Source organism: Streptomyces sp. NPDC040718 (genome assembly GCF_055593565.1).
In genome coordinates this window covers 26,999-53,743 of the sequence record NZ_JBVIXO010000004.1, presented here as the reverse complement: position 1 = coordinate 53,743, position 26,745 = coordinate 26,999, and the positions used below count along the sequence as shown (strand labels likewise).

General features: G+C 72.9%; 25 protein-coding genes. 17 read left to right on the top strand and 8 right to left on the bottom strand.

Features of this window, described 5'->3' with window-relative positions:
• The first annotated feature begins 105 nt into the window (after positions 1-105).
• The 8 genes from ACZ597_RS11760 to amaP all read left to right on the top strand — a co-directional run bounded on the left by ACZ597_RS11760 (position 106) and on the right by amaP (position 5,537).
• A complete protein-coding gene (locus ACZ597_RS11760) occupies positions 106-1,704 on the top strand; it encodes an ABC-F family ATP-binding cassette domain-containing protein (RefSeq protein WP_125818899.1) in 1,599 nt (532 codons plus the stop codon).
• A 376-nt stretch (positions 1,705-2,080) separates the two neighbouring features.
• Positions 2,081-2,302 (top strand): helix-turn-helix domain-containing protein, encoded by a 222-nt coding sequence (locus tag ACZ597_RS11755; protein ID WP_267089015.1) that lies wholly within the window; start codon positions 2,081-2,083, stop codon positions 2,300-2,302.
• A gap of 205 nt (positions 2,303-2,507) precedes the next feature.
• Positions 2,508-3,287 (top strand): enoyl-CoA hydratase/isomerase family protein, encoded by a 780-nt coding sequence (locus ACZ597_RS11750; protein WP_471328078.1) that lies wholly within the window; start codon positions 2,508-2,510, stop codon positions 3,285-3,287.
• A 149-nt stretch (positions 3,288-3,436) separates the two neighbouring features.
• Positions 3,437-3,868 carry an Asp23/Gls24 family envelope stress response protein gene (locus ACZ597_RS11745; RefSeq protein ID WP_471328076.1) on the top strand — a complete coding sequence of 144 codons (432 nt, stop codon included), beginning with the start codon at positions 3,437-3,439 and terminating at the stop codon, positions 3,866-3,868.
• A 28-nt stretch (positions 3,869-3,896) separates the two neighbouring features.
• Positions 3,897-4,088, top strand: a complete 192-nt coding sequence (locus ACZ597_RS11740; RefSeq protein ID WP_471328074.1) for a hypothetical protein — start codon at positions 3,897-3,899, stop codon at positions 4,086-4,088.
• Between the two features lie 8 nt (positions 4,089-4,096).
• Complete coding sequence (locus tag ACZ597_RS11735; protein ID WP_471328072.1) at positions 4,097-4,462, top strand: Asp23/Gls24 family envelope stress response protein; 366 nt, start codon at positions 4,097-4,099, stop codon at positions 4,460-4,462.
• Positions 4,360-4,989, top strand: a complete 630-nt coding sequence (locus tag ACZ597_RS11730) for a DUF6286 domain-containing protein (protein ID WP_471328070.1) — start codon at positions 4,360-4,362, stop codon at positions 4,987-4,989. Before ACZ597_RS11735 ends, ACZ597_RS11730 begins: the two co-directional genes overlap by 103 nt.
• The gene (gene amaP, locus ACZ597_RS11725) at positions 4,986-5,537 is read left to right on the top strand and encodes an alkaline shock response membrane anchor protein AmaP (RefSeq protein WP_471328068.1); all 552 of its coding nucleotides are present in this window, start codon (positions 4,986-4,988) and stop codon (positions 5,535-5,537) included. The genes ACZ597_RS11730 and amaP overlap by 4 nt, the downstream gene beginning before the upstream one ends.
• A 484-nt stretch (positions 5,538-6,021) precedes the next feature.
• Here the strand turns inward: amaP and ACZ597_RS11720 are convergent, their stop codons facing one another.
• From ACZ597_RS11720 to ACZ597_RS11695, 6 genes are all read right to left on the bottom strand, one after another.
• The gene (locus tag ACZ597_RS11720; protein ID WP_471328066.1) at positions 6,022-6,777 is read right to left on the bottom strand and encodes an SDR family oxidoreductase; all 756 of its coding nucleotides are present in this window, start codon (positions 6,775-6,777) and stop codon (positions 6,022-6,024) included.
• 10 nt (positions 6,778-6,787) lie between these two features.
• Positions 6,788-7,573: an SURF1 family cytochrome oxidase biogenesis protein gene (locus ACZ597_RS11715; protein ID WP_471328064.1), complete on the bottom strand. Its 786-nt coding sequence runs from the start codon at positions 7,571-7,573 to the stop codon at positions 6,788-6,790.
• Between the two features lie 78 nt (positions 7,574-7,651).
• Positions 7,652-7,885: a hypothetical protein gene (locus ACZ597_RS11710; RefSeq protein ID WP_405981313.1), complete on the bottom strand. Its 234-nt coding sequence runs from the start codon at positions 7,883-7,885 to the stop codon at positions 7,652-7,654.
• Between the two features lie 85 nt (positions 7,886-7,970).
• Positions 7,971-8,948, bottom strand: a complete 978-nt coding sequence (locus ACZ597_RS11705) for a DEDDh family exonuclease (protein ID WP_471328062.1) — start codon at positions 8,946-8,948, stop codon at positions 7,971-7,973.
• Between the two features lie 75 nt (positions 8,949-9,023).
• Entirely contained in the window at positions 9,024-11,639 is a 2,616-nt protein-coding gene (locus ACZ597_RS11700; protein ID WP_471328060.1) for an MXAN_6230/SCO0854 family RING domain-containing protein, read from the bottom strand.
• Positions 11,640-11,786: 147 nt separating this feature from the next.
• The gene (locus tag ACZ597_RS11695) at positions 11,787-12,413 is read right to left on the bottom strand and encodes a TetR/AcrR family transcriptional regulator (protein WP_471328058.1); all 627 of its coding nucleotides are present in this window, start codon (positions 12,411-12,413) and stop codon (positions 11,787-11,789) included.
• 114 nt (positions 12,414-12,527) lie between these two features.
• On the opposite strand from ACZ597_RS11695, the gene ACZ597_RS11690 reads away from it, so the two are divergent.
• Genes ACZ597_RS11690 through ACZ597_RS11675 form a run of 4 tightly spaced genes read left to right on the top strand, consistent with a single transcriptional unit; the run spans position 12,528 to position 16,731 of the window.
• Positions 12,528-13,325, top strand: a complete 798-nt coding sequence (locus ACZ597_RS11690; protein ID WP_471328056.1) for an acetoacetate decarboxylase family protein — start codon at positions 12,528-12,530, stop codon at positions 13,323-13,325.
• A gap of 1 nt (position 13,326) precedes the next feature.
• Positions 13,327-14,211: an SDR family NAD(P)-dependent oxidoreductase gene (locus ACZ597_RS11685; protein WP_471328055.1), complete on the top strand. Its 885-nt coding sequence runs from the start codon at positions 13,327-13,329 to the stop codon at positions 14,209-14,211.
• 10 nt (positions 14,212-14,221) lie between these two features.
• A complete protein-coding gene (locus tag ACZ597_RS11680; RefSeq protein WP_471328054.1) occupies positions 14,222-15,514 on the top strand; it encodes an amidohydrolase family protein in 1,293 nt (430 codons plus the stop codon).
• Positions 15,511-16,731, top strand: coding sequence for an amidohydrolase family protein (locus ACZ597_RS11675; RefSeq protein ID WP_471328052.1), 1,221 nt, complete (start codon positions 15,511-15,513; stop codon positions 16,729-16,731). The genes ACZ597_RS11680 and ACZ597_RS11675 overlap by 4 nt, the downstream gene beginning before the upstream one ends.
• A 58-nt stretch (positions 16,732-16,789) precedes the next feature.
• On the opposite strand, the gene ACZ597_RS11670 is transcribed toward ACZ597_RS11675, so the two are convergent.
• Complete coding sequence (locus ACZ597_RS11670) at positions 16,790-19,885, bottom strand: NACHT domain-containing protein (protein WP_471328050.1); 3,096 nt, start codon at positions 19,883-19,885, stop codon at positions 16,790-16,792.
• 121 nt (positions 19,886-20,006) lie between these two features.
• Here ACZ597_RS11670 and ACZ597_RS11665 point away from each other — a divergent pair, with 121 nt between their 5' ends.
• Genes ACZ597_RS11665 through ACZ597_RS11655 form a run of 3 tightly spaced genes read left to right on the top strand, consistent with a single transcriptional unit; the run spans position 20,007 to position 22,691 of the window.
• Positions 20,007-20,915 (top strand): sterol desaturase family protein, encoded by a 909-nt coding sequence (locus ACZ597_RS11665; protein WP_471328048.1) that lies wholly within the window; start codon positions 20,007-20,009, stop codon positions 20,913-20,915.
• Positions 20,912-21,619 (top strand): lysoplasmalogenase, encoded by a 708-nt coding sequence (locus tag ACZ597_RS11660; protein ID WP_471328047.1) that lies wholly within the window; start codon positions 20,912-20,914, stop codon positions 21,617-21,619. The genes ACZ597_RS11665 and ACZ597_RS11660 overlap by 4 nt, the downstream gene beginning before the upstream one ends.
• A gap of 28 nt (positions 21,620-21,647) precedes the next feature.
• On the top strand, positions 21,648-22,691 hold the full coding sequence (locus ACZ597_RS11655; RefSeq protein ID WP_471328045.1) for a zinc-dependent alcohol dehydrogenase family protein: 1,044 nt from the start codon (positions 21,648-21,650) through the stop codon (positions 22,689-22,691).
• Between the two features lie 78 nt (positions 22,692-22,769).
• Here the strand turns inward: ACZ597_RS11655 and ACZ597_RS11650 are convergent, their stop codons facing one another.
• Positions 22,770-24,314: a S8 family serine peptidase gene (locus ACZ597_RS11650; RefSeq protein WP_471328043.1), complete on the bottom strand. Its 1,545-nt coding sequence runs from the start codon at positions 24,312-24,314 to the stop codon at positions 22,770-22,772.
• 257 nt (positions 24,315-24,571) lie between these two features.
• Between ACZ597_RS11650 and ACZ597_RS11645 the strand changes: the two genes are divergently transcribed.
• Both ACZ597_RS11645 and ACZ597_RS11640 read left to right on the top strand, forming a co-directional pair.
• A complete protein-coding gene (locus ACZ597_RS11645; protein WP_471328041.1) occupies positions 24,572-24,937 on the top strand; it encodes a DUF485 domain-containing protein in 366 nt (121 codons plus the stop codon).
• The gene (locus ACZ597_RS11640; RefSeq protein WP_471328039.1) at positions 24,934-26,571 is read left to right on the top strand and encodes a solute symporter family protein; all 1,638 of its coding nucleotides are present in this window, start codon (positions 24,934-24,936) and stop codon (positions 26,569-26,571) included. The genes ACZ597_RS11645 and ACZ597_RS11640 overlap by 4 nt, the downstream gene beginning before the upstream one ends.
• Positions 26,572-26,745: the final 174 nt, after the last annotated feature.

Here is a 26,745-nt window from a genome sequence, read left to right as displayed (position 1 = left end):
CCGGTAGAATGAATCCCATGGCAAATCTCCTCGCGGATTAGCGGCGTCGAAGCAACGCGCGTCCTGCCCCCACTTCCGCCGTCCCCACCGCCCTGGAGTATTTCCGTGATCACCGCCACCGGCATCGAGCTGCGCGCCGGCGCCCGCATCCTCATCGAGAACGCGTCCTTCCGTGTCGCCAAGGGCGACCGCATCGGGCTCGTCGGCCGCAACGGCGCGGGCAAGACCACCCTCACCAAATGCCTCGCGGGCGAGGGCCAGCCCGCCGGCGGCACCATCACCCGGTCCGGTGAGGTCGGCTACCTCCCGCAGGACCCGCGCACCGGTGACCTCGACGTACTCGCCCGCGACCGGATCCTCTCCGCGCGCGGGCTCGACGTGCTGATCAAGAAGATGCGCGCCAACGAGGAGCGCATCGCCACCGGCTCCGGCGCCACCCGCGACAAGGCCCTCAAGCAGTACGAGCGCCAGGAGACCGAGTTCCTGACCAAGGGCGGCTACGCCGCCGAGTCCGAGGCCGCGACCATCTCGGCCGCCCTCAGCCTCCCCGACCGGGTCCTCGGCCAGCCGCTGCACACCCTCTCCGGCGGCCAGCGCCGCCGCGTCGAGCTCGCCCGGATCCTCTTCTCGGACGCCGACACCCTGCTCCTCGACGAGCCCACCAACCACCTCGACGCCGACTCGATCGTCTGGCTGCGCGACTACCTGAAGAACTACCGCGGCGGCTTCATCGTGATCTCCCACGACGTCGATCTCGTCGAGACCGTGGTCAACAAGGTCTTCTACCTCGACGCCAACCGGTCCCAGATCGACGTCTACAACATGGGCTGGAAGCTCTACCAGCAGCAGCGCGAGGCCGACGAGAAGCGCCGCAAGCGCGAGCGCCAGAACGCCGAGAAGAAGGCCGCGGCCCTGAACTCGCAGGCCGACAAGATGCGCGCCAAGGCCACCAAGACGGTCGCCGCGCAGAACATGGCCAAGCGCGCCGAGCGGCTGCTCTCCGGGCTGGAGGCCGTCCGCGCGTCCGACAAGGTCGCCAAGCTCCGCTTCCCGGAACCGGCGCCCTGCGGCAAGACCCCGCTGACCGCCGAGGGCCTGTCGAAGTCCTACGGCTCGCTGGAGATCTTCACCGACGTCGACCTGGCCATCGACAAGGGCTCCCGCGTGGTCATCCTCGGCCTCAACGGCGCCGGCAAGACCACCCTGCTGCGCCTGCTGTCGGGCACCGAGAAGCCCGACACCGGCACGGTCGTGCCCGGTCACGGCCTCAAGCTGGGCTACTACGCCCAGGAGCACGAGACGCTCGACCCGGACCGCACGGTCCTGGAGAACATGCGCTCCTCCGCACCCGACCTGGACCTGGTCGAGGTGCGCAAGACGCTCGGCTCCTTCCTGTTCTCCGGCGACGACGTGGACAAGCCGGCCGGCGTGCTCTCCGGCGGCGAGAAGACCCGCCTGGCCCTGGCCACCCTGGTCGTCTCCTCGGCCAACGTGCTGCTGCTCGACGAGCCCACCAACAACCTCGACCCGGCCAGCCGCGAGGAGATCCTGGGCGCGCTGCGCACCTACAAGGGCGCGGTCATCCTCGTCACGCACGACGAGGGCGCCGTGGAGGCCCTGGAGCCGGAGCGGATCATCCTGCTCCCGGACGGGGTCGAGGACCTGTGGGGCCCGGACTACCGGGACCTGGTCGCCCTCGCCTGATCTCCGCTCGCTTGCCCCGCCCGACGGCCCCCGAGGGGTTGATCCAGTTCCTTATGGATCATTCGGCTCAGGCGTGATCCATCATCTGAGTGAGACGGTCTCGTACCCCCGCGCCCTGTACATCGGCCCCGGCCGCGTCCTCCTGGATGCGCGTCCGGGGCCGGCCGCTCTCCGCGTCCGGCCCCTGACCTGGTGATTCCCTTCGACGGCGGAGAAATGTGACGGAGGTCATGCGGCGGAAGAGGAGATTCCGTTCTGCTCGGCCGTCCACGGGCCGGGAAATGCCGTCGCACCGACCTTGCTGAATGGGTGGCCAGGAAGCCGGGGAGGGGTGATCATGAGAAGTCCAGAGCGCACTTCCCACGAGGAGGCACGGGTGGCCGAGACTCTGAAGAAGGGCAGCCGGGTGACCGGCGCCGCGCGCGACAAGCTCGCGGCAGACCTGAAGAAGAAGTACGACTCCGGTGCGAGTATCCGGGCGCTGGCCGAAGAGACCGGCCGGTCATACGGATTCGTCCACCGGATGCTCAGCGAGTCCGGAGTCACGCTGCGTGGTCGCGGTGGCGCGACGCGCGGCAAGAAGGCGGCTGCGGTCTGACCCTGGCCGTCAGGCCGAGGCCGGTGCCGAAGACCGCCCGACAGCTCCGTTCTCTTTCACGCTGTCTGATCCATGCTGTCGGTTTCGTCCCGTTCCATGCACGGTACCTTCAGTGACCCCCGGTCGGCCCCGCGGCCGACTGGGTGGTTACTGTGCAGTCACTTAGGCCGAGCATGCGGCCGCGACTGCACACCGGAGGCACCAGATGGCTCTGCTCGACAAGGATGGCGTACGGCTCACCATCGACGACACGGTCGCCACGGTGACACTGACCAATCCGGCCAAGCGAAACGCCCAATCCCCCGCGCTCTGGCGGGCGTTGGCGGAGGCCGGACGGTCGCTGCCCGGCACCGTCCGGGTCGTCGTACTGCGCGGCGAGGGCAAGTCCTTCTCCGCCGGGCTCGACCGGCAGGCGTTCACCCCCGAGGGTTTCGAGGGCGAGCCGTCCTTCCTCGATCTGGCGCGCGGTTCCGACGAACTGCTCGACTCCACCATCGCCGAGTACCAGGAGGCCTTCACCTGGTGGCGACGCAATGACATCGTCTCCATCGCCGCCGTACAGGGGCACGCGATCGGCGCCGGCTTCCAGCTCGCGCTCGCCTGCGACCTGCGGGTCGTCGCGGACGACGTGCAGTTCGCCATGCGCGAGACCAGCCTGGGCCTGGTCCCCGACCTGGCCGGCACCCAGCCGCTGACCGCCCTGGTCGGCTACGCCCGCGCGCTCGAAATCTGCGCGACGGGCCGCTTCGTGCACGCCGAGGAGGCCGAGCGGGTCGGCCTGGCCAACCTGGTCGTCCCGGCCGCCGAACTGGAGGCCGCCGTCCAGGACCTCACCACCGCCCTGCTGGCCCCGCCCCGTGACGCCGTCATCGAGACCAAGGCACTGCTGCGCGCGGCCCCGTCCCGTGCGTACGACGACCAGCGCGCCGCCGAGCGCGCCGCCCAGGCCCGCCGGCTGCGCGACCTGGCGGGGCTGTCCGACTGACGCCCGCCCGCACGCACGGCCCGGAGGCCGGAACGGGATCGCCGTTCCGGCCTCCGGGCCGTTCCGGCCTTCCGGCCCAGTCTCCGGAGCGCCCGCGTCCGTACGCGCTTACCGTGGTCGGGAGACTTCCCCCCTCCCAAGGAGGTCCGATGACCGAATCCGCACCGGGGGGCTCCGCCGGGGCCCCCGCGGACCGGGGCCGCACCACCATCGCCGACGGCGTGGTGGAGAAGATCGCCGGGCTGGCGGCCCGGGAGGTGCTCGGCGTCCACGCCATGGGCAGCGGCAGCGGCCTCTCCCGTACCTTCGGGGCCGTCCGCGACCGGGTCCCCGGCGGGGCGAAGTCCGCGGCCGCCCGAGGGGTCAAGGCGGAGGTCGGGGAGGTGCAGACCGCCCTCGACCTGGAGATCGTCGTCGACTACGGGGTCGAGATCCGCGAGGTCGCCCGGGCGGTCCGCGAGAACGTCATCGACGCCGTCGAGCGGATGACCGGCCTGGAGGTCGTCGAGGTCAACATCGCCGTCAGCGACGTCAAACTGCCCGACGAGCCCGACGAGGAACCGGATCCCCGGCTCCAGTAGCGGGCCGGCAGCGGAGAGGAGCCAGGCCATGAGCATGGCGGTCGCCGGCCTGTTCGCCGGCATCGCCCTGGCGTTCGCCGGGTACTTCGGCGGCTTCGGGGCCTTCCTGCTGGTGGCGTCGCTGGGCGCCATCGGCTTCCTCGTCGGCCGCTACCTCGACGGGGACCTCGACCCGGGCGACCTGTTCCGGCCCCGGGGCCGCGACGACCGGCGCGGGTGAGACCGCCGATGAGCACTCCGCGCCCGCTGCCCCCGAAGGTCCCGCCCGCCGAGCGGGGCGCCCTGCGGATCGCGGACCGGGTCGTCGCCAAGATCGCGGCACGGGCCGCCCGGGAAGCGCTCGACGTCCTGCCCGGAGCCGTCCCGCACGCCACCGTCTCCGTCCACCACGACATCGCGCGGGTCCGGGTGAGCCTGGAGCTGGACTACCCCTCCGACCTCGCCGCCCAGTGCGCCGCCGTACGCGGGCAGGTCGTCCGGCGCATCGAGCGGTGCGCGGGGATGGCGGTGCCCGAGGTGGACATCGACATCGAGCACCTGCACTCCACCCACACCCGGCCGGGCACCGCCGGGCGGGACCGGCGGCTGTGGTGAGCGCGCCCCGCCGGTTCCGGTCCCCGCGCCGGATCCCGGCCGGGCTCACCGCGCTCGTGGTGCTCGCCGTGGCGGGGCTCTTCCTCTACGACCTGGCCGCGGTACGGGCACACCGGCCCGGGATGCGCTGGCGGCGCGAACTCGGCGCCCTGCTGGAGCGGCACACCCCGGCCGACGCGGAAGTGCTGGCGGCCGGGGCGCTGCTGGCCATGGCCGGAGCGGTGCTGTTGCTACTGGCGCTGGCCCCCGGGCTGCGGGGGGTGCTGCCGATGCGGACGGAGCCGGGGGTGCGGGCGGGCATCGGGCGCCGGGCCGCCGCGCTGGTCCTGCGGGACCGGGCCATGGAGGTCGCCGGGGTCCGCTCGGTCCGGGTCAGGGTGGGCCGTAGCCGGGTCGGGGTCCGGGCCACCTCGCACTTCCGCGAACTGGACGACGTACGGGCCGACCTGGACGAGGTGCTCGCCGTCGGCATCGGGGAACTGGGCCTGGCGCACCCGCCGCGGGCCCGGATCAGGGTCAGGCGGTGAGCGGCGCGCTGGGGGTGGTCAACCGGGCGGTGCTCGCGCTCGGCGGCCTGGTCCTCCTGGCGGCCGGCCTCGCGCTCCTCACCGGGTCCTGGCCGCTCGACGGGCGGCACGCCCCGCTGCTGCGGTGGCGGCGGAGCCCGGACGGCGCGTGGTGGTGGGCGGTGTTCGCCGCCCTGGCGGTGTGCGTGCTGCTGGCGCTGTGGTGGCTGGCGGCGCAGCTGCGGCGCCGACGGCCCGCGGCGCTGGCGGTGGACACCGGCGACGGGGGCTTCGCGCTGCTGCGGGGGCGCGCGCTGGAGGATGCGGTGGCGGCCGAGGCGGCTGCGGTCGACGGGGTCGCCGGTTGCCGGGTCGCGCTGCGGGGGCGGCGCGGTGCCCCGACCCTGCGGGTGGCGCTGGAACTGGAACCCCACGCCGTTCCGGCGGACGCCCTCGCCGCCCTGGCCGGCCCGGTCCTCACCCACGCCCGCACCGCGACGGGACTCCCCGCCCTCCCGACGGAAGCCCGCCTGAAGGTAACCCCCCACCCGGCGCGACGCGTCACCTAGCCTCTGCCGGGTGGAATCCGTGGCCGGTGGCCGGTGGCCGGTGGCCGGTGGCCGGTGGGCGTGTGCGGGTGGGTTGGCCGCTGCGCGGGGCCGAGGTCCCCTACCCGCCCTTCGCCCGTTCTCCGGGGCTCCGCCCCGGACCCCGCGCCTCGAACGCCGGCGAGGCTGGAATCCGCCGGCGTTCGAGGCGCGGGCGCGGTAGCGCCGTGCAGTGAGCCGCACCGGCGTGGAGCACCGGCCCCCCCCGGAGCCGCGCCGACGCTTGAGCCTGGGGGGGTCCTCCCGGACGGAGTCTGGGGGAGGGTGAAGGGCGGGGAGGGGCAAGCCCCGCGCAGCGGCCACCCACCCCCACCCGACCGACCCACCGGCCCCAGCCACGCAAACCGACCCCGTCCCGGCCCCGCCGGACGGAGTCCGGCGCAGCGGCGCGAAGCCGGGGAGGCGCCCCGGCGCCGAGCCGCGCGAGCGGCTCGTCACGAAGGAACTAAAAGCCGTGGCGGGCTCCGCCGTCCACCGGGAGCATCAGGCCCGTGAGGTACGACGCCGCCGGGGACAGGACGAACGCCGCCGTGCGGCCGAACTCCTCCGGCGTGCCGTAGCGCCGCAGCGGGATGCGGGACTCGTTGCCCGCACGGGCCGCGTCCGCGTCGCCGGACAACGCGTCCAGCTCCCGCACCCGGTCCGTGTCGATCCGGGCGGGCAGCAGCCCGATCACGCGGATCCCGCGCGGGCCCAGGTCCACCGACAGGGACTTGGCGAAGCCCGCCAGGCCCGGCCGCAGGCCGTTCGAGATGGTCAGGCCGGGGATCGGCTCGTGCACCGAGCCCGACAGCACGAAGCCGATGACCCCGCCCTCGCCCAGTTCGGCCGCGGCCGTCCGGGCGAGGCGGACCGCGCCCAGGAAGACGGTGTCGAACGCGGCCGCCCACTGCTCGTCGGTGTTGTCCGCCCCGAGGCCCGGCGTGGGGCCGCCGACGCTGATGAGGATGCCGTCGAAGCGGCCGAAGCGCTCCCGGGCCGTGGCCACCAGCCGTGCGGCGGCCGCGGGGTCGGAGTTGTCCGCCACCACGCCCACCGCGTTCGGGCCGAGTTCGGCGGCGGCGTCCGCCACCCGCTTCTCGTCCCTGCCGGTCAGTACGACCTTCGCCCCGTCGGCGGTGAGCTCGCGCGCGGAGGCGAAGCCGAGTCCCCGCGTGGCACCGGTGACGACGTAGACGCGGTCCTTCAGTCCAAGATCCATGCCGGACAACCTACGCCGAAGCGGGCTCCGGCGACACGGCCTTGGCGGCGGCCTCCTCGCGGTCGCGCTTCTCCCGCCGCACCAGCACCAGCCAGCCCACCGGCACCGACGCCGCGAAGAGCCACCACTGGACGGCGTACGCCATGTGCGCGCCGATCGAGTCGTGGTCGGGCTCGGCCACCGGCTCGGGGCTGCCGCCGGCCGGTTCGGGGCCGGTCAGTTCGAGGTAGCCGCCGAGTACCGGCTTCCCCAGCGCGGCCGCCTGCTGCTCGCTGTTGATCAGCATCACCTGGCGGTCGGGCAGGCCCTTGCGGTCCTTGATCCCGCTGCCGCCGCTGGTCTCGTCGGCCTTGAGCCGCCCGGTCACCGTGACCTCGCCCGAGGGCGCGGCCGGCACCGGCGGGTAGGCGCGCGGGTCGTCTCCGCCGGGCACCCAGCCCCGGTTGACCAGGACCACCCGGCCGTCGCCCAGCACCAGCGGCGTCACCACGTGGAAGCCGACCTTGTCGTCGTTCGAGGTGCGCATCCGTACGACGACCTCGTGCGCGGGGTCGTAGGTGCCGGTGGCGGTGACGGCACGCCAGTAGTCGGCCCTCGGGACGGTGTGCCCGGGCGAGGTGACCCCGGTCACCGGCACCGGCTTCCCGTACAGGTTCTCCGCGATCAGCTCGTTCTGGGCGACCCGGTGCTCGTGGCGGTGGAACTGCCAGAACCCCAGCTTGATCATCACGGGGATGAGGACGAGGGCGACGAGGGTGAGGGACACCCACTGCCGGGTCAGCACAAAGCGGTACACGCCCACGACGGTACCCCCAGCGACGGGGACCCCGGCGGCCGGGTGGCCTTCCGGGGTCCGGGGGAGCGGAGCGGGCGGTCAGACGCGGTCGACGATCCCCACCTTCCCCTCCGCGCGGGCGCAGTGCCCGCCGCAGTACCACTGGCCATCGACCTCGACGCCCTGGCCGATGATCTGGACCCGGCAGTGCTCGCAGATGGGCGCCATGCGGTGGATGGCGCAGGAGAAGCAGTCGAAGACGTGCACCGCGCCCTGCGCGTGCACCTCGAAGGACATGCCGTAGTCGTTTCCGCAGACCTCGCAACGTGCCATGCGCCGCATGCTGTGCGGGGCGGCCTGACGGAACAAGATCCATCGGGGTGAGTCGCCGTGCCTGCACCCGGCCGGAGCAACGCCGCTACTCGTCCCCGGCGGCCGCCACGTCCCGCAGCAGCTGGGTGAAGGCCGCCTCGTCCACGATGGGAGTGCCGTACGACTTGGCCTTGACCGTCTTGGAGGTCGAGGAGTCCGGGTCGTTGGTCACGAGCAGGCTGGTGAGCCGGGACACGCTCGTCGCGATGTGCAGGCCCGCCTCCACCGCCCGGTCCTCCAGCAGCTCCCGGTCCACGGAGGTGTCCCCGGAGAAGGCGATGCGCATGCCCTGCTTGAGCGGCTTGCCGTCCGTGAAGCGCCCCGGGTTGGGGTACGGGCACGGCGGCCGCTTGCGCGAGGCCCGCCAGCTGCCGCCGTTCCCGTACGAGGACTGGTAGCCGACCCGCGGCGTCGCCGGGGAGTCCGACCACTCCGTCAGAGGGCGGCACTCCAGCAGGGGCAGCCTCACGCCGTCCCGCGCGGCCGCGTGCAGCGACGGGCGGAACGCCTCCGCGAGCACCCGGGCGTCGTCGAGCGCGTGGTGGGCGCGCTGCTGGACCACGCCGTAGTGCGCGGCGAGGGACTCCAGCTTGTGGTTGGGCAGCGGGAGGTTCAGCTCCTTCGACAGGGCGATGGTGCACAGCCGCTGCCGTACGGGCGCGGTCGCGGAGGCCCGCGCGTACTCCCGGGCGATCATCTGCCAGTCGAAGATGGCGTTGTGCGCGACGAGCACACGGTCGGCGAGCCGGCCCGCGAACTCCTCGGCGATGTCCTCGAAGAGCGGGGCGTCCTGGAGCATCGAACTGGTCAGGCCGTGGATCCAGGTGGGTCCGGGGTCACGGCGCGGGTTGACCAGGGTGTACCAGTGGTCCTCCACGTTGCCCTGGGCGTCGAGCCGGTAGACGGCCGCGGAGACTATCCGGTCGTCGCGAGCGAGCCCGGTGGTCTCCACGTCGACGACCGCGTACCCCTGTGGGTACGCGGTCGGCCATTCCGCCTCTGCGGTCGTACGGTCGTAGAGCATGGTCACAGAGGATATCGGCACCGACTGACACCCGTGGCCCGATGCCCCCTCAGGCCGACGCGGGCACCGGCCCGGTCACAGCCCGGCCGCCAGCTCCGCCACCAGGTCCGAGGCGCCCACCGAGGCGAAGGATCCGGCCACTTCGGCCGGCCCCGGGAAGAGCCGGTACGCCGTCCCCGAGGCATCGGCGCCGGCCGCCGTGGCGTGCACCGTGGCAAGGAACACCCTGCGGCCCGCGCTCGCTTCGGCGACGGCCGTCCCGGCGTCCGCGGCCGGGCGCCGCTCCTCGGGCTCGCCCAGCGAGGCGACGCGGGAGGCGAATCCGGCCACCGTCTCGGTCGCGCCGGCCCGGTACCTCCACAGTTCCCCGGACCGGATGACGGCCACCTCGCGGGAGCGGGCAGCGGCCCGCCACACCGCCAGGTCCCACAGGGTGGTACGGGTTCCGGAGCCGAAGTGCTCCCGGACGTCCCGGGCGACGGACGCCAGGCGCTCCCCGTGCGAGGCGATGCTCTGGAACCCGCCGGACGGCGGCAGGTGGACGTCCGCCCACAGGGCCCTGCGGGCGGGGAGGTCCACGACCATCGGCATGCAGACCCGGGACTCGCCCGTCAGGTCGAAGCGCTGGCGCACGGTCCGCGGGTCGTACGAGGAGCCGCGCGGGCCGTCCGCAGGCAGGGTCATGAAGCCCGCGAACGCGTCCGGCAGTTCGTCGAAGGGGATGTTGTTGTAGCTGAAGACGATCGGGACCGCGTACACGTCCCCGTTCTTCGCGAGGGCCGCCAGGTCCAGGTCCACGTACTCGGTGGCACCGTCCGGGGCGGGCGCCGAGGTGAGGTCGCCCGAGTGCACGGCGGCCGCGCGCGGCCCGTACCGCAGGTGGGTGTAGTCGCAGAGGCCGGTGTACTTCCAGTCGGCGTCGAAGAAGGCGACGGACAGGTCCAGGTCGGTACGGCTGCCCGCCGGCTCCGTCCAGTGCAGGAACAGCCGCAGCACCTCGCCCCCGGGCAGGGTCTGCGTACTGCCGCGCGGTACGGCCACCAGCGCCCGGGCGGCGTTGCGCTCGCCGAAGGGCACGGTCAGGTCCGCGAGCCCGGCGTCCAGGACCGCGAGGTCGTACGGCTCCCCGCCCGCGGCGGCGAACCGCCGCAGCACCTCCGCCTCCAGCCGGCCCGTGACCACCGCGACGAGGGGCGCCGGCAGCGGGGCCCGCTCTTCCCGGGCCACCTGGGCGCGCGCCACCCGGCCGCGCGGGAAGAACACCCGGCGCCCGCCGAGGCGGTCGTCGGCACGGGTGCGCAGGGCCCCGAGCGCGGACAGCAGCGGGCCCGCGCCCGCCTTGGGCAGGCCCCGGTCGAGCGCCCGCTCCAGCTCGGGCAGGAGTTCCGCGCCCGGATGCAGCCGCAGCAGATGGTCGAGGCGGCGCACGAGCTCCCCCGGGCGCTCCCCGGCGAGCGCGGCGGCGGCCGCCGCGTCCCCCTCGGCGAGGGCCTGCTCCAGCCGGCCGGCCCAGGTGGCGGGCCGGATCCGGTCCCCGTCCACGCGGACGGCGTCCGGGTGCGCGGCGGCGCTCTCCAGCAGCGCCGCGCCGAGCGGGGTGCCGGCGGACGCGGTGGTGCCGCGCAGCACGGCGAAGGCGAGCGCGGCGCGCGGGTGCCGGGCGTACCGCTCGAAGGGGTGGAGCGGCTCTGCGGCCCGCTTCCAGGCGACGGGGTGCCGGAGCAGGTCCTCGACCAGGTACTGGGGGTTGAACGAGTCGAGCACCGCGAGGAGTTCCCGGCGCAGCGGCCGTCCGGGGTTCGCGAACCGGGGCAGCGGAAGCAGGCCCGCGTCCCCGCCGGACAGCACGGCGAGCAGCCGCAGTACGTCGGTGGCGGTGGTGAGCCGGGAGGCGAGCAGCGGTCGTACCGCGTCGGCGGTCCGCCAGTCGCGCAGCAGTTCGCCGAGGACCCGCGCCTTGGTCTCGCGTACCGGGATCTCCTCGGGGAGCCAGCCGAGGTCCGCCGGGGCGGCGGGCAGCAGGAGGTCCAGGTCGTCGCGGTCCTCGGGGGACAGCGGGGTCTGCCGGGCGAGCAGTGAGGCGATCACGCGGGCGCAGTCGGCCGCCCGGTCGGTGCCGAGCCGCAGCAGCCGCAGCGGGTCGGCCGGGAGGTCCTCGGCTCCGCGGGCGGAGGGCCGGCGGGACTCCGCGCGCTCCGGGCGCAGAAAGGGGTCGGCGGGGTCGACACGGCGGTGGCAGACGGGGCAGCCGGTGTAGTCGGAGCCGTCCCAGCAGGTGCGGCAGACCAGGTGGGCGCAGGGCGCGACGGGGTGGACCGTGCGGGCCTCCCCGCACAGTACGCACGGCTGCTCTGGCTCCTGGAGCAGCAGGGTGAGGACACGGCCGACGTAGCAGCCCTCGGTGTCCTGCGGGACGGAGAAGGGGAAGCGGCGGAAGAGCGGCTTGTGCACACGGTCGGAGCCCATCAGCTCGTCCACCAGCGCGAGCAGCCGCAGCCGCTCCTCGGCGAGGTCGGTCGGCGCGAGCTCCGAGAGCGCGGCGTGCAGCTCCGGGCTCAGGGCGTGGCCGCGCTCCAGGAGCTCGCCCTCCAGGGGCCGGACCCCTTCGCGCCCGGGTGACGCGGCGGCCTCGGGCAGGTCGACGTAGACGGTCCCCAGCCGGCGCAGCAGGACGGAATCGATGGCGGACACAGCTGGAACTCCCCCTCCGGGAACGACGAAGCGGGGGCGGAGAGTGGGCGCGCGGGATTCTTGGTAAAGGAGTGAGAAGGATGCGCGCCGGGGAGCCGCCCCCGCACGACCGATCTGATCACGGGCCGGCTCGCCGGGGCAATCCGATTAGCTTCCCGGCCTTGCGAGCAGGGCCTCGGTCAGCGCCCGCACCGACAGCAGGAACAGCCGTTCCGGGTCCGCCGGGCGGGCCAGGGCGCGGGCGAGCGCCGGGTCGCCGGGGGCGGCCTCCGGGTCCCACAGTTCGTCCTCGCCCGGCGACTGGGCGGGGGAGCGCTCGCGGTTGCGCTCGACGAGCAGGAAGCCGACGATCTGGAACTGCACGGCGCGCACCGCGTCGGCGGCCCGCGCCCCGCGCAGCCCGGCGGCGTGCACCTCGTCGACCAGCGCCCGTTGGGCGGGCAGGAACATCCGCTCGGTGAGCCCGCGCTCGTGGACCATCGCGATCAGGTGCGGGCGGGCGCGGATCTCGTGCCGCAGGGTCCGGGCCACCGAGACGATCCGCTCGGCCGGGGTGCGGCCCACGGGGCGGACGGCGCCCATTTCCTGGACGGTCCGCTCCACGAGCGCGTCGAGCAGGGACTCGCGGTTGCCGACGTGCCAGTAGATCGAGGTCACGGCCGTGTCCAGCTCGCCGGCGAGCCCCCGCATGGTCAGGGCGGCCGGCCCGTGCTGCCTGACCAGGGCGGCGGCCGCGTCCAGGACCTCCCCGCGGGTCAGCGAGTTCCTCGCCATGGCCAGAGCCCGCCCATCTGCCGGATCGTCAGTTCTCTTGTGTGCATGGGTCTTTACCCTTCATCGGCGGCAGTGTAACTGTGTTACAGAACCGACCGAAGGGTGGTGCGAGACATGGCACGCGTACGGTACGGAGCGCGGACCGAGGCCGAGATCGCGGCGTCGCGCGAGAAGAGCGCCAAGCTCCCCGACATCTGGTCCACCGGTGTCGTGGCCGTCTGGGAGACCGATCCCGACGTGGTGGCGGCGGTCCTGCCGCCGCCGCTCAAGCCCGCCGAACGGCCCCTCGTACGGGCCAACATCAGCAAGGTCGACCTGCCGGGCTACCCCCTCGGCGCCGGTTCGGTGGCCGTGGCCGCCCGGCACGGCGGGGTCGACGGCTGGTACCCGCTCGTGATGCCGATGACCCACGAGCGCGCCCTGACCGGGGGCCGCGAGGTGTTCGGCGAGCCGAAGAAGCTGGGCGAGGTCACCGTCGAGCGCGAGGGGCTCGTCGTACGCGCCGCCCTCGCCCGGCACGGGATCGCCTTCGTCGAGGTCCGCGGGGCCGTGGACCGCGAGCTGCCGCTGCCCGAGCCGACGGTGAAGACCGACTTCTACTTCAAGTTCCTCCCGGCGGTGGACGGATCCGGCCTGGACGGCGACCCCGTGCTCGTGCACTGCACCCGCAACGAGAAGGTCCGCAAACTGGAGCACCTCACCGGTGACGTCGTACTGCGCGAATCGATGTACGACCCGGTCGCCGACCTCCCCGTACGCCGCCTCGTGGAACTCACCATCGGCGAGAAGACCACCGACCAGAGGGGCCGGGTCGTCGAGCGGGTCAGCGCCCAGGCCCTGCTCCCGTACCTCCACCAGCGCTACGACGACCCCCTCCAGATCCTCGACGGCCCGCCCGAGGGGAGCGTCTGACATGCGGCTCGAACCCGGGCAGGTGGCGGTCGTCACCGGCGCCGCGAGCGGCATCGGCCTCGCCATGGCCCGCCGCTTCGCCGCCGAGGGCCTCAGGGTGGTCCTCGCCGACGTGGAGGAAGCCGCCCTGCGCAAGGCCGCCGGCGAACTCGCCGCGGACGGGGCCGAGGTGCTCGCCCGGCTCGTCGACGTCAGCGAACGCGACTCCGTGACCGCCCTCGCCGACGCCGCCTACGAGGCCTTCGGCGCCGTACACGTCCTGTGCAACAACGCGGGCGTCGGATCCGGCGCCGAGGGCCGCATGTGGGAGCACGAGCCCAACGACTGGAAGTGGGCCTTCTCCGTCAACGTCTGGGGCGTCTTCCACGGCATCCAGGCCTTCGTCCCCCGCATGATCGCCTCCGGCACCCCCGGCCACGTCGTCAACACCTCCTCCGGCGACGGCGGCATCGCCCCCCTGCCCACCGCCTCCGTGTACGCCGTCACCAAGGCGGCCGTGGTCACCATGACCGAGTCCCTCTACGCCCACCTCAAGGCCGAGGGCGCCCCCGTCGGCGCCTCCGTCCTCTTCCCCGGACCGCACATGCTGCGCACCGGCCTGTGGGAGTCCCACCGCAACCGGCCCGAGCGCTTCGCGAAGGAGCGGCCGCGCAGGTCCCCGTACCGCAGCCTCGACCAGTACGAGGCCGCGATGAAGCAGGCCGGGCACGAGGTGCGCTTCACCCCGGTCGAGGAGGTCGCCGAGCACGTCGTCGACGGCATCCGCGCCGACCGCTTCTGGATGCTGCCGGCGAGCGAGCACAGCGACCGCCAGATCCGCGCCCGGTCGCAGTCCATGCTCGACCGCGCCAACCCCGCCTACCTGGAGAGCTTCATCCTCGACTGAGGGGACCGCCGTGCCTGACGAGACGTACGAAGACCCGTACCTGATCATCTCCTCCGACTGCCACGCGGGGCTGCCCACCGAGCGGTACCGCCCCTACCTCGACTCCCGCTTCCACCGCCGGTTCGACGAGTTCCTCGGCCAGCGCGACGCCCGCCGCGAGGAGGCCACCCGGCTCGGCGTGCGCAACGAGGCCTTCGCCGAGAAGTGGTTCCACGACCACGAGGAAGGCCTCAAGGGCGGCTGGGACAGCACCCAGCGCCTCAAGGAGCTCGACGGCGACGGAGTGGCCGCCGAGGTCGTCTTCCCCGACGCGGACGCCGTCGACAGCCAGACCGCCGCCCCCTTCGGGGTGGGCCTGGGCCTGTCCGGCGACCAGGACCCCGAGCTCGGGATGGCGGGCGCGCAGGCCCACAACCGCTGGCTGGCGGAGTTCGTCGGGCAGAATCCCGAGCGGCACTGCGGGGTCGCCCTGCTGCCCGTCACCGGCGAGCCGTCCAAGGTGGTCGCGGAGATCCACCGGGCCAAGGAGTCCGGCCTCGGCGCCCTGATGATCCCCTCCATGTGGGTGGACCAGGCGCCCTACCACGACCGCCGCTACGACCCCGTGTGGGCGGCGGCCGCCGAGACGGCGATGCCGATCGTCACCCACTCCGGAGCCGCGCCCCGCCAGGAATACGGCGACCACCTGGGCATCTACGTCTCCGAGGTCACCTGGTGGCCGGCCCGCCCGCTGTGGTTCCTGCTCTGGTCCGGGGTCTTCGAGCGCCACCCCGGCCTGAAGTTCGGGGTGGCCGAGTCGGGCTGCTGGTGGCTGCCGAACCTCCTGTGGTTCATGGACCGCCTCTACCTCGGCGCCCACGGCGGCAAGAAGCTCTCGCCCTTCTCGGAGCTGAAACGGCCCCCGAGCGAGTACCTGGACCGGCAGGTGTTCGTCTGCGCGACCAACACCAAGCGCCGGGAACTGGCCCAGCGCTACGAGATCGGGGTGGACAACATCCTGTGGGGCTCGGACTTCCCGCACCCCGAGGGCACCTGGCCCGACACCCGCAACTGGCTGAGGAACACCTTCCACGACATCCCGGTCGCCGAGACCCGCCGGATGCTCGGCCTGGCCGCCGCCGAGGTCTTCGGCTTCGACACGGAGGCACTCGCCCCGATCGCCCGCCGCATCGGCCCTACCCCGGCCGGCCTCGGCCAGAGCCCCGACCAGGCGGCCGTCGAGGCCTCCTGGGCCCGCTCCCGCGAGACGGGCCGGCACTGGCTCACCGGCGGGGACTTCCCGGTCATGGGGGTCTCGTCATGACGGAGGACCGCTACACGGTCGTCTCGGCGGACTGCCACGCGGGCGCCGACCTGCTCGACTACAGGCCGTACCTGGCCAAGCGCCACCACGAGGCCTTCGACGCCTGGGCCGCCACGTACGTCAACCCGTACGAGGACCTCCTCGCCGACTCGGCCGACCTCAACTGGAACTCGGCCCGGCGGCTGGCCGAACTCGAAGCGGACGGGATCGTCGCGGAGGTCATCTTCCCCAACACCATCCCGCCCTTCTTCCCCAAGGCCTCGCTGATGGCCCAGCCGCCGACGGCCGAGGAGTACGAGCTGAGGTGGGCCGGGCTCCAGGCGCACAACCGGTGGCTGGCCGACTTCTGCGCGGACGCCCCGGGGCGCCGGGCGGGTGTCGCGCAGATCCTCCTCAACGACGTGGACGCGGCAGTCGCCGAGATACGCCGCGCCCGCGAGGCGGGCCTGACCGGCGGGATCCTGCTCCCCGGAGTCCCGCCCGGCTCCCCGGTGCCGGAGCTGTACTCGGCGGCGTACGACCCGATCTGGGCGGTGTGCGCGGAACTGGACGTCCCGGTCAACCACCACGGCGGCTCGGCGTCCCCGCCGCTCGGCGACGAACCGGCCGCGCGGGCCGTCTTCATGGTGGAGACCACCTGGTTCTCGCACCGCGCCCTGTGGCACCTGATCTTCGGCGGCGCCTTCCGCCGCCACCCGGGCCTCAAGCTGGTCCTCACGGAGCAGGGCTCCGGCTGGATCCCGGGCGTGCTGGAGATGCTGGACTACTACCACGGCCGCCTGGTCGCGGCCTCCTCCACCGCCGAGGCCAAGTTCGGCGCGGGCCTGGCCGAGTCCATGGGCCGGGGGCCGAGCGAGGTCTGGCGGGACAACTGCTTCGTGGGGGCCAGCTTCATGCGCCCCCACGAGGTCCCGCTGCGGGAGCGGATCGGCCTCGACAAGATCATGTGGGGCAGCGACTTCCCCCACGACGAGGGCACCGCCCCCTTCTCCCGCGAGGGCCTGCGGATCGCGTACGCGGGCCTGCCGCGGGAGGAGGTCGCGGCGATGGTCGGCGGCAACGCGGCCCGCGTGTACGGCTTCGACCTGGCCCTGCTGGACGCGGTGGCGGCGAAGCACGGCCCGCTGGTCTCGGAGATCGCCGAACCGCTGGAGGAGATCCCGGCCGAGGCCACCAGCCCGGCCTTCGCCCGGGGGGCGTCGGTCCGGGTCTGGTGACGCACGGCTCCCGCCGGGGCGGCCGCGGTCCGTGGGGGACCCGGGCCTCCCCGGCGGGTCAGTGGAGGTAGGTGACCTGCCCGGGGGAGAGGGCATCGGCGCCGAGCACCCGGACGTCCGCTCCCACGTGGACACCGAGTCCGGGCGCCCGGGCCAGGGGCGAGAGGTCGTACTCGCCCCCGTTGAGGAGGGTCAGCCGGGTCAGCTCCGGGAGTTCCAGCAGCGCGGACAACCCCTGCGGGAAGGTGCAGTTGCTCAGGATCAGCAGCTCCAGTCCGGGGCAGCGCAACGGCACCTCGGCGCCGACCTCCGCGTCGATGATCTGCAGCCCCTTGAGGGCGGACGGATCGGGCAGGGACAGGAACTCGGCCGTCCGCTCGGGGCCGGAGAAGGTCAGCCGGCTCAGCCCCGGCCAGCGGTCGATGCCGTCGAGGGCCAGGTGCGAGGCCCGCGGGTGCAGGTGCAGGTGCCTGAGCCCCTCGGGCGCGGGCAGGTCGGAGACCCGGTCGACGCCGGGCACCGGGTAGTTCAGGAACAGGTACGCCAGCGCTTCCATGCGGGCCAGCGGGGCGAGGCCCAGCCGCTCCGAGGCGTGGACGAGGGTGAGGCTCTCCAGGGACCGCAGCACGGTCAGCGGGTCGAGGAACGCTATCCGCCGGCAGTCGTACAGGCCCAGGTACTTCAGCTCCTCGAACACAGCGAGGCCGGCCAGGTCCGTCAGGGAGCTCTGGAGGAGCACGAGGTTCTCCAGCTGCCTCAGGCCCCGTACCTGCGGCGGCAGGCCCCCGCCCCCGGTCAGGGCGATCCGCCGGAGCCCGGTCAGCCGGGGGAGCACCGCGAGCTGGGCGGGGGTGCGCGCCCACACCTGGACGTCGTCCAGCCGGGTGCGCGCCAGCACGGCGTCCGCGTACTCCTCCACCTGCTCGAAGCGGTCCCAGCCGTTGGCCAGCTCCCACCGCACCTTGAACCGGTCGTCCGGGCGGAAGCGCGCCAGCAGCTCCACCGCCTGGTCCCCGCCGATCAGCGTGGCCGTCCGTACCGTGGCCGCCGCCTCGTCCTCCTCCAGGAACAGCGGCTCCGTCAGCAGCTCCAGCACGAGCGGCCCCGCCTTCGCCAGCTCCTCCGCCTGCGCGGCGCTGCGCGGCGGAAGGAGTTCGGCCGTGCGGCGCTCGACCTCGTGGCGCACCGCCGGGTCCAGTTCCGGCGCGTGTTCCAGGCAGGCGGCGGCCAGCAGGACCAGTCGGCCCCGGTACTTCTTCACCTTGTCCGCCCTGGCCAGGATCCGGCGCAGCAGCGTGGCCCGTTCGTCGGGACGCGCGTGCCCCACGGCCATGCGCACGACGTCGTCCCAGGTGTCGTCGTGGGCGTTGCGCACCAGCAGGCCCAGGTCGCGGGCCTCCACGGCGGCCTTCGCCGCGAGGTAGTCCTGGAAGGTCCGGTGGACGAAGTGCACCGTGCCCGGGACGGGTTCGCGCAGCAGCCCGCTGCGGATCAGGAGGTGGCTGAAGACCTCGGCCGCGGTGCCCTGTGCCCGGACCTGGGCCATGGAGTCCAGCCACTCCTCCACCAGCTCCACGGCCTCGTCGCAGTCGGCCTCGGTCTGCCCGTTGCGGATGAGCCAGTACGCCAGCCGCTGGAGCAGCACGGTCTGTTCGTCACGGGTGAGCCGGACCCCCTCCACGCCGGTGATCTCCCGCTCGGCGTCCCGCCGTACGAGCAGCATCTCCAGCGCGGCGTCGTACAGCTCCTTGCGGGCCCGGGGCAGCTGCATGCGACGGTCCCGGTTGAGCGCGCAGAGCAGGGCGCACATCAGCGGGTTGGCGGCCAGCTTGCCCAGGTCGCGGCGGGTGCTCACGGCTTCCCGTAGGGAGGCCTCGTACACGTCGGTCGCCGCGCGCTGGGCGTCGTCGGCGCATTCGGCGCGGGCGGCGGCGTGCCAGTGCCCGACGAAGGAGCCGATGTCCTCCCGTTCCATGGGCAGCAGGGAATGGGCGGTGAAGGCCTGGCCCGCGAGCCAGTCCTCGGGGACCGCCGACGGGCGGGTGGTCACCACGTACCGGGCCTTGGGGAAGGCGGAGATCAGGCCGCGCAGCCACAGCTGCGTGCGCCCCCGCAGGCGCAGCGGGACCTCGTCCACCCCGTCGACCAGGACCAGGGCCCGTCCCTCGCGCATCATGTCCTCGGCCCAGCCCGCCGGGGCGGTCAGCGGAACCCCGGACTCGGGCAGGAACTCCGCCGGCAGCGGCAGGCGTTCGGTGTTGGTGAAGGAACGCAGCCGCAGGACGAACGGCACGCAGGCGTTCCACGGGGTGAGGGCGCCGGTGAAGGAGCGCCGGGCGGCGTTGACGGCCAGCCACTGCACGAGGGTGGTCTTGCCGGAACCGGCGGGGCCGCGCAGCAGCGTGCGCTCGGCCGAGGCCAGCGCGTCGTCCGCCCGGCGGACCGTGCGGTGGGAGGCGGGGTTTCCGGGGAGCAGCTGCTCCCCGCTCACCGCGAGGCTGATGTAGGCCACGTCCAGCGGCCATTCCTGCGGGGAGCGGCTGAGGGTGATGCCGAAGAGCTGGAGCCTGCCGTGAGCGCCGGCGATGTACTCGGCGTACCGCTCCTCGAAGGCGTGTGCGGCGCCGTTCGAGCCCTCCTTGGGGTCGCGTGCCTCCCCGGCCCGGGCCCCGCTGCGCCGCAGGATTTCGACAGCGGCCCGCGGGGCGAAGGCCGGCAGGCTCGTCATGTGCTCCACGGCGTGCACGCAGCTCTGGGTGACCAGTTCCCGGTACAGGGCCTGCGCGGCGTCGCTGAGCCCGGCGGGCGGGGTGTGTGCCAGCACGCGCTCCGCGAGGGCTTCGGGGGAGAGGTCCAGGGCGAGCACGGTGTCCATGTCCAGGGCGCCCAGGGCTTTGAAGGCGTCGCCGACGGCGTCCACCGCGGCCAGCCGCTCGTTCTCCGGTAATGCCGCCGAGGCCGTGCCGAGCCGTCCGGCCAGGGTCTCGGTGAGCCGGCGGACCTCGGGGTCGCGCAGTTCCGCCGGGGGCTTGAACCAGCGCCGGCCCGGCGGTACCGGGGCGGGGGCCAGGCCCGCGCCCGGGGCCCGCGCCAGGAACGACTTGACCACGGCGCTCGCCGCCGTGCCCGCCACCCGTAGGAGAACGCTCTCCACACCCGTCACAGGACCTCCCCGACCCGGTCGACCAGTATCTCGGGTACCGCCGGTAACATCGATGGATACCGATCGGTAACAACCTCTGGCGGCAGCCCCGGAGGAGCTCTATGGTGCGGGCATGCCGAACCTGCCCGATGTCGTGCTGTGGTCCATACCCGCCTTCGTGCTGCTCACCGTCATCGAGGTGGTCAGCTACCGGCTCCATCCGGACGAGGACGCCGCCGGTTACGACACCAAGGACGCGGTCACCAGCGTCACCATGGGGATCGGCAGCATCGGCTTCGACCTGCTCTGGAAGATCCCGGTCGTCGCGGTCTTCACCGCCGTCTACGAACTGACCCCGCTGCGGGTGCCGTTCCTTTGGTGGACGGCCCTGCTGATGCTGCTCGTCCAGGACTTCCTCTACTACTGGCAGCACCGGCTCCACCACGTCATCCGCATCCTGTGGGCCTGCCACGTCGTCCACCACAGCAGCCGCAGGTTCAACCTCACCACCGCCCTGCGCCAGCCCTGGACCAGCGCGACCACCTGGTGGTTCTACCTGCCGATGGTCGCCCTCGGGGTGCACCCGGCAGCGATCCCGTTCTGCTACGGCATCAACCTGCTCTACCAGTTCTGGGTGCACACCGAGCGGATCGGGAAGCTGCCGCGGCCTTACGAGTACGTCTTCAACACCCCCTCCCACCACCGCGTCCACCACGCCTCCCAGGGCGGCTACCTGGACCGCAACTTCGGCGGGATCCTGATCGTCTGGGACCGGATGTTCGGGTCCTGGGTGGGGGAAACGGAGCGGCCCGTCTACGGGCTGACCAAGAACATCGGCACCCACAACCCGCTCCGCGTCGCCACCCACGAGTACGCGGCCATCGCCCGCGACGTGCGCGCGGCCGACAGCTGGCGCGAGCGCGCCGGGCGGGTGTTCCGGGGGCCCGGCTGGCAGCCGGCCGCCAAGCGGGCCGAAGCGGCGCGGGCCGCCGCCACCCCCGCCCCCGTCCCCGCCGAGACGGCGCCGGAGCCCGCCGCGTGAGCGCCGCCGGGACCCGTACGCCCTCCTGGGCGGTCCGGCCCGCGGCCGCCGGGCGCGCCGGCCGGGTGCTGCTCGCCGGCTTCGGCGCGGCCGCCGCCGCCGACCTCGTCTCGCTGCTGGCCGGCTGGCACCTCGGGCACGTCCTCGCCAAGCCGCTGCTGATGCCGCTGCTGGTGGCGTACGCACTGACCCTCCGCGCGCCCCGGCTGCTGGTCGCCGCCCTGCTCTTCGGCTGGGGCGGGGACCTCGCCCTGCTCTTCGACGCCGAGCCCGCCTTCCTCGTCGGCATGGGCTCCTTCGCCGCGGGGCACGTCTGCTACCTCGTGCTCTTCAACAAGCGCAGCCTGTTCGGGCGGGGCCGGACGAACCCCGCGCTCGGGGGCGCGTACGCCCTCGCGCTCGTCGGGACCGTCGCGCTGCTGTGGCCGGACCTGCCGGAGGGCCTGCGGATCCCCGTCGCCGGGTACAGCCTGCTGCTCACCGCCATGGCCTACCGCTCCGGTGTCCTCGGGCCCACGGCGGGCGTCGGCGGGGCCCTGTTCCTGCTCTCCGACACCCTCATCGCGACCGGGGTCGCCGAGTGGCCGCAGCTGCCGCGCCCCGACTTCTGGATCATGGCCACCTACCTCGCGGCCCAGTACCTGCTGGCCACGGGCGCGATCACCCGCGAGCAGGCGTACGGTAGGGAAGTCATACAAGACTGAACTACTTGATCCGGAGGGCTGCACCACCATGCGCGCCACCGTCATCCACGCCCCGCACGACATCCGCGTGGAGGAGGTGCCCGACGCTGCGATCCAGCGCCCCGAGGACGCCGTCGTCCGCGTCCTGCGCGCCTGCATCTGCGGCAGCGACCTGTGGGCCTACCGCGGCGAGGCCGCGCGCCAGCCGGGTCAGCGCATCGGGCACGAGTTCCTCGGCATCGTCGAGGAGACCGGCTCCGCCGTCTCCGGCCTGAAGGCCGGAGACCTGGTCGTGGCCCCCTTCATGTGGTCCGACGGCACCTGCCACTACTGCTCCGAGGGCCTGTACACCTCCTGCGTGCACGGCGGCTTCTGGGGCTCGGTCGGCTTCGACGGCGGCCAGGGCGAGGCCGTCCGGGTCCCGCACGCCGACGGCACCCTGGTGAAGCTGCCCGCCGAGGCCGTCTCCGACGACCACCTGCTGACCGGGCTGCTCGCGCTGTCCGACGTCATGGGCACCGGCCACCACGCCGCCGTGGGCGCGGGCGTCCGCGCGGGCTCCACCGTCGCCGTCGTCGGCGACGGCGCGGTCGGGCTGTGCGGCGTCCTCGCGGCCAAGCGGCTCGGCGCCGAGCGGATCATCGCCCTGGGCCGGCACAGCGCCCGTACGGACATCGCGAAGCTCTTCGGTGCCACCGACGTGGTCGCCGAGCGCGGGGAGGCCGCCGAGGCCGCCGTACGCGAGCTGACCGGCGGCCAGGGCGCGCACGCCGTCATCGAAGCGGTGGGCACCGAGCAGTCCATGCGGACGGCCGTCAACATCACCCGCGACGGCGGCGCCATCGGCTACGTCGGCGTCCCGCACGGCAGCGGCACCGGCCTCGACCTCGGCGTGATGTTCGACCGGAACATCACCCTGCGCGGCGGCGTGGCCCCGGTCCGGGCCTACATCCCGGAGCTGCTGGAGGACGTGCTGAGCGGCGCCATCGACCCGGCCCCCGTCTTCGACCGGGGCGTCTCCCTGGACGAGGTCCCGGACGGCTACCGCGCCATGGACGACCGCAGCGCGCTGAAGGTCCTGATCAAGCCCTGACCCGGCGGGTCAACGGCAGCGGCGGAGGGCCGGGCGGGGAGCACCCCGCCCGGCCCTCGCGCGTTCACGCCTGCGGTGCTACTTGACGGCCTTGAGCGCGTCGACCACGCCCGAGCCGTAGTACGCCGTCTGGCCCCACTTGGCGGTGCAGGTGGTGGCGTCGATCAGGTTGCCGGTGGCGTCGTAGACCTTCTCCGGGCAGGAGACCTTCGTGGCCTGGGCCTTCAGCATGGCCTGGAGCTGCGAGGGCGTGGCCGTCGGGTGCGCGCTCTTGAGCAGCGCCGCGACGCCCGCGACGTGCGGGCCGGCCATCGAGGTGCCCTGCTTGTAGCCGTAGCCGCCGCCCAGGACGGTCGACAGCACGCGGCCGTTGGCGTCCGGGGTCGCCGGGACCTGCCACTTGTCGCCGCCGGGGGCCGCGACGTCGACGACGCCCAGGCCGTAGCTGGAGTAGTAGGACTTGACGCCCTTGTCGCCCGTCGCGCTCACCGTGACCACACCCGGCAGCTGGGTGGGGAGGTCCAGGCAGACCTTCGGGTCGATGGTGCGCGGCACCGGGGTGCTGTCGTTCGGGCTGGTGGTGTCCTCGATCGAGTCCGCCGCCAGGTCGTGGTTGGAGTTGCCGGCCGAGGCCACGCTGAGGACGCCCTTGCGCTCGGCGTACTTGGTGGCCCGGCTGAGGGCCTCCACCAGCGCCTTCTGGTCGTCGTCGTTCTTGCAGGTGTAGTTCCACGGGTCGACGTAGTAGCTGTTGTTGGTCACCTCGATCCCCTTCTCGGCGGCGAACATGAAGCCGCAGACGACCGCCTCGGTGTAGAAGAGGCCGCTCCCGGCCTCGCTCACCTTGATGCCGGCGACCTTCGCGCCCGGCGCGACACCGCTGATGCCGATCCCGTTGCGGGCCGCGGCTATGGTGCCGGCCACGTGGGTGCCGTGGTCGCTGCCGTCCACGTACGGACGCCACGCGCCCTCGGTGGTGTCGGCGACACCGCCGACGCAGTTGGCGGACTGCCCCTTGGAGAAGTTGGGGGCCAAGTCGGGGTGAGTGTCGTCCACACCCGTGTCGATGACGCCGACGGTGACGTCGGGGCTGCCATCGTTGATCTTGTGAGCCGCGTCGGCCTTGATCGCCCGCAGGTCCCACTGGTTGGACTCCAGGGGCTCCTGGCCCGGCTCGGCCTGCGCCGCGGCCTTGGCGGCGTCGGCCGCGCTCAGCGTCTGGGTCGTGCCCTCCTCGGTGGTCTGCACCGGCTTCAGGGGGGCCGTACGGGTGGCGCCGACCGAGGCGAAGAGGCCGCGCTGCGCCCGCAGCTGCTTGGCGAAGTCCGGGTTCTCGGAGTGCGCGACGATGACCCCGATCTGCTCGTGGGCGATCACCACCGTCCCACCGGCCCGCTCGATGGCCTTCTTCGCCGCCGTCGTCGTGGCGTACACGTTGAGGTTCGCCACGTAGGACAGCTTCGGGCCGGTGGCGGCGGGCTTCGCGGCCGTCACCGAGTCCGCCGTGTTGCCCAGCGGCGCGGCCGAGGCGGCCACCGAGGGCAGGAAGGCGAGCGAGGCAGTGAGCGCCAGGCCGACCGGTACGGCGAGAGCTCGCCGGCGGCCGTGTCCCAGATGAGCCATGGGTTCTCCACATCATCCGTGAAAAAGCCGTCCTGACGCGGTCGCGTCGGACGGGTTCATGACACGCGAACCTAGCGCTGACGTTCCCGTTTGCGCCATCAGTTCGAGAAAGAAGTTCTCAAAGAATCAGCGGGTGTTGAACCGTCCCGACACGCCGGCCGTGCCGTTGACAGGGGGGATCAGCACCACCGTCCCCCCACACGGAGGTTGTTTTGTCCGTCGTCCCCACCGCACCCGCGTCACAAGGAGAACCCCCCGTGACCACCGAAGCAGCGCCGCCGCCGGGCGGCGCGGGACCGGCCCCGGCACTCCCGTCGGCCGAAGAGTTCACGCGCGTCCAGCAGAGCCCCGAATTCGCCGAACTGCGCGGCTCCTACCGGTCCTTCGCCTTCCCGCTCACCGTGGCCTTCATCGCCTGGTACCTGCTCTACGTCCTGCTGTCCAGCTACGCGGGCGGCTTCATGGGGACCAAGCTGTTCGGCAACATCAACGTCGCCCTGGTCCTCGGCGTCGCCCAGTTCCTCACGACCTTCCTGATCGCCTGGCTGTACTCGCGGCACGCCGCCGCCGAGCTCGACCCCAAGGCCGAGGCCATCAAGAAGCGCATGGAGGCCGGAGCATGACCACGAGCACCAGCGCGATCCCCCCGCTCACGGTCGCCGCCGGGGCGAGCGAGCACCGCCCCCTGATCATCACCCTCTTCGGGCTGTTCGTCGTCGCCACCCTCGTCATCACCGTCTGGGCCGGCCGCCAGACCAAGGACGCCGCCGACTTCTACGCGGGCGGCCGCCAGTTCACCGGCTTCCAGAACGGCCTGGCCATCTCCGGCGACTACATGTCCGCCGCGTCCTTCCTCGGCATCGCCGGAGCCATCGCCCTCTTCGGCTACGACGGCTTCCTCTACTCCATCGGCTTCCTCGTCGCCTGGCTGGTGGCCCTGCTCCTGGTCGCCGAGCCGCTGCGCAACTCCGGCCGCTACACGATGGGCGACGTCCTCGCGTACCGGATGCGCCAGCGGCCCGTCCGCACCGCCGCCGGCACCTCCACCATCGTGGTCTCGATCTTCTACCTGCTCGCCCAGATGGCCGGCGCCGGCGTGCTCGTCTCGCTGCTCCTCGGCATCACCAGCGACGGCGGCAAGGTCGCCGTCGTCGCGCTGGTCGGCCTGCTGATGATCGTCTACGTCACGATCGGCGGGATGAAGGGCACCACCTGGGTCCAGATGGTCAAGGCGGTCCTGCTCATCGCGGGCGCCCTGCTGATCACCTTCCTGGTGCTGCTGAAGTTCGACTTCAACATCTCCGCACTGCTGGGCCAGGCCGCCGAGAACAGCGGCCAGGGCACCAAGTTCCTGGAGCCCGGACTCAAGTACGGCAAGGACGGCCTCACCAAGCTCGACTTCCTCTCCCTCGGCCTCGCCCTCGTCCTCGGCACCGCCGGTCTGCCGCACATCCTGATCCGCTTCTACACCGTCCCCACGGCCAAGGCCGCCCGCAAGTCCGTGAACTGGGCCATCGGCATCATCGGCGCCTTCTACCTGATGACGATCGCCCTCGGATTCGGCGCCGCGGCCCTGCTCAAGCGGGCCGACATCCTGGCCTCCAACAAGGCCGGCAACACCGCCGCACCGCTCCTCGCCCAGGAGATCGGCGGCGGCCCGGACTCCACGGGCGGTGCGGTCCTGCTCGCGGTGATCTCCGCGGTGGCCTTCGCCACCATCCTCGCGGTGGTCGCGGGCCTGACCCTGGCCTCCTCCTCTTCCTTCGCGCACGACATCTACGTGAACGTCATCCGCAAGGGACAGGCCACCGAGAAGGAGGAGGTGCGCGCCGCCCGCTGGTCCACCGTGGTCATCGGCGCCGTCGCCATCTTCCTCGGAGCCCTCGCCCGCGACATGAACGTGGCCGGCCTGGTCGCCCTCGCCTTCGCGGTCGCCGCCTCCGCGAACCTCCCCACGATCCTCTACAGCCTCTTCTGGAAGCGCTTCACCACCCAGGGCGCGCTGTGGTCGATCTACGGAGGCCTGATCTCGGCGGTCGGGCTCGTCCTCTTCTCGCCCGTCGTCTCCGGCAAGCCCACCTCGATGTTCAAGGAGGCCGACTTCTACTGGTTCCCGCTGGAGAACCCGGGGATCATCTCCATCCCCCTCGGCTTCCTCCTGGGGTGGCTGGGAACGGTCCTGTCCAAGGAAGAGGCCGATCCGCAGAAGTTCGCCGAGCTGGAGGTGCGCTCCCTCACCGGTACCGGAGCCCACTGACGGGGGCCTGACAGGGGCTCCCCGAAACCGTACGAACACCGTGCGTGGCCGCGTCGTACTTCCATACGACGCGGCCGCGTTACGTATCGTTCATTCGGGCATCCCTCCACGACACACGGGTCGCGTACGCTCGAACTGAAGAAACCTCTAGATCCGGACAGGGGAGGGGGCCCA

Coding starts and splice junctions, on each gene's coding strand:
- ACZ597_RS11675 (WP_471328052.1), top strand. CDS start 15,511: ATGACGGAGGACCGCTACACGGTCGTCTCGGCGGACTGCCACGCGGGC.
- ACZ597_RS11640 (WP_471328039.1), top strand. CDS start 24,934: ATGACCACGAGCACCAGCGCGATCCCCCCGCTCACGGTCGCCGCCGGG.
- ACZ597_RS11720 (WP_471328066.1), bottom strand. CDS start 6,777: ATGGATCTTGGACTGAAGGACCGCGTCTACGTCGTCACCGGTGCCACG.
- ACZ597_RS11690 (WP_471328056.1), top strand. CDS start 12,528: ATGGCACGCGTACGGTACGGAGCGCGGACCGAGGCCGAGATCGCGGCG.
- ACZ597_RS11685 (WP_471328055.1), top strand. CDS start 13,327: ATGCGGCTCGAACCCGGGCAGGTGGCGGTCGTCACCGGCGCCGCGAGC.
- ACZ597_RS11665 (WP_471328048.1), top strand. CDS start 20,007: ATGCCGAACCTGCCCGATGTCGTGCTGTGGTCCATACCCGCCTTCGTG.
- ACZ597_RS11750 (WP_471328078.1), top strand. CDS start 2,508: ATGGCTCTGCTCGACAAGGATGGCGTACGGCTCACCATCGACGACACG.
- ACZ597_RS11650 (WP_471328043.1), bottom strand. CDS start 24,314: ATGGCTCATCTGGGACACGGCCGCCGGCGAGCTCTCGCCGTACCGGTC.
- ACZ597_RS11740 (WP_471328074.1), top strand. CDS start 3,897: ATGAGCATGGCGGTCGCCGGCCTGTTCGCCGGCATCGCCCTGGCGTTC.
- ACZ597_RS11695 (WP_471328058.1), bottom strand. CDS start 12,413: ATGGCGAGGAACTCGCTGACCCGCGGGGAGGTCCTGGACGCGGCCGCC.
- ACZ597_RS11735 (WP_471328072.1), top strand. CDS start 4,097: ATGAGCACTCCGCGCCCGCTGCCCCCGAAGGTCCCGCCCGCCGAGCGG.
- ACZ597_RS11705 (WP_471328062.1), bottom strand. CDS start 8,948: ATGCTCTACGACCGTACGACCGCAGAGGCGGAATGGCCGACCGCGTAC.
- ACZ597_RS11745 (WP_471328076.1), top strand. CDS start 3,437: ATGACCGAATCCGCACCGGGGGGCTCCGCCGGGGCCCCCGCGGACCGG.
- ACZ597_RS11655 (WP_471328045.1), top strand. CDS start 21,648: ATGCGCGCCACCGTCATCCACGCCCCGCACGACATCCGCGTGGAGGAG.
- ACZ597_RS11710 (WP_405981313.1), bottom strand. CDS start 7,885: ATGGCACGTTGCGAGGTCTGCGGAAACGACTACGGCATGTCCTTCGAG.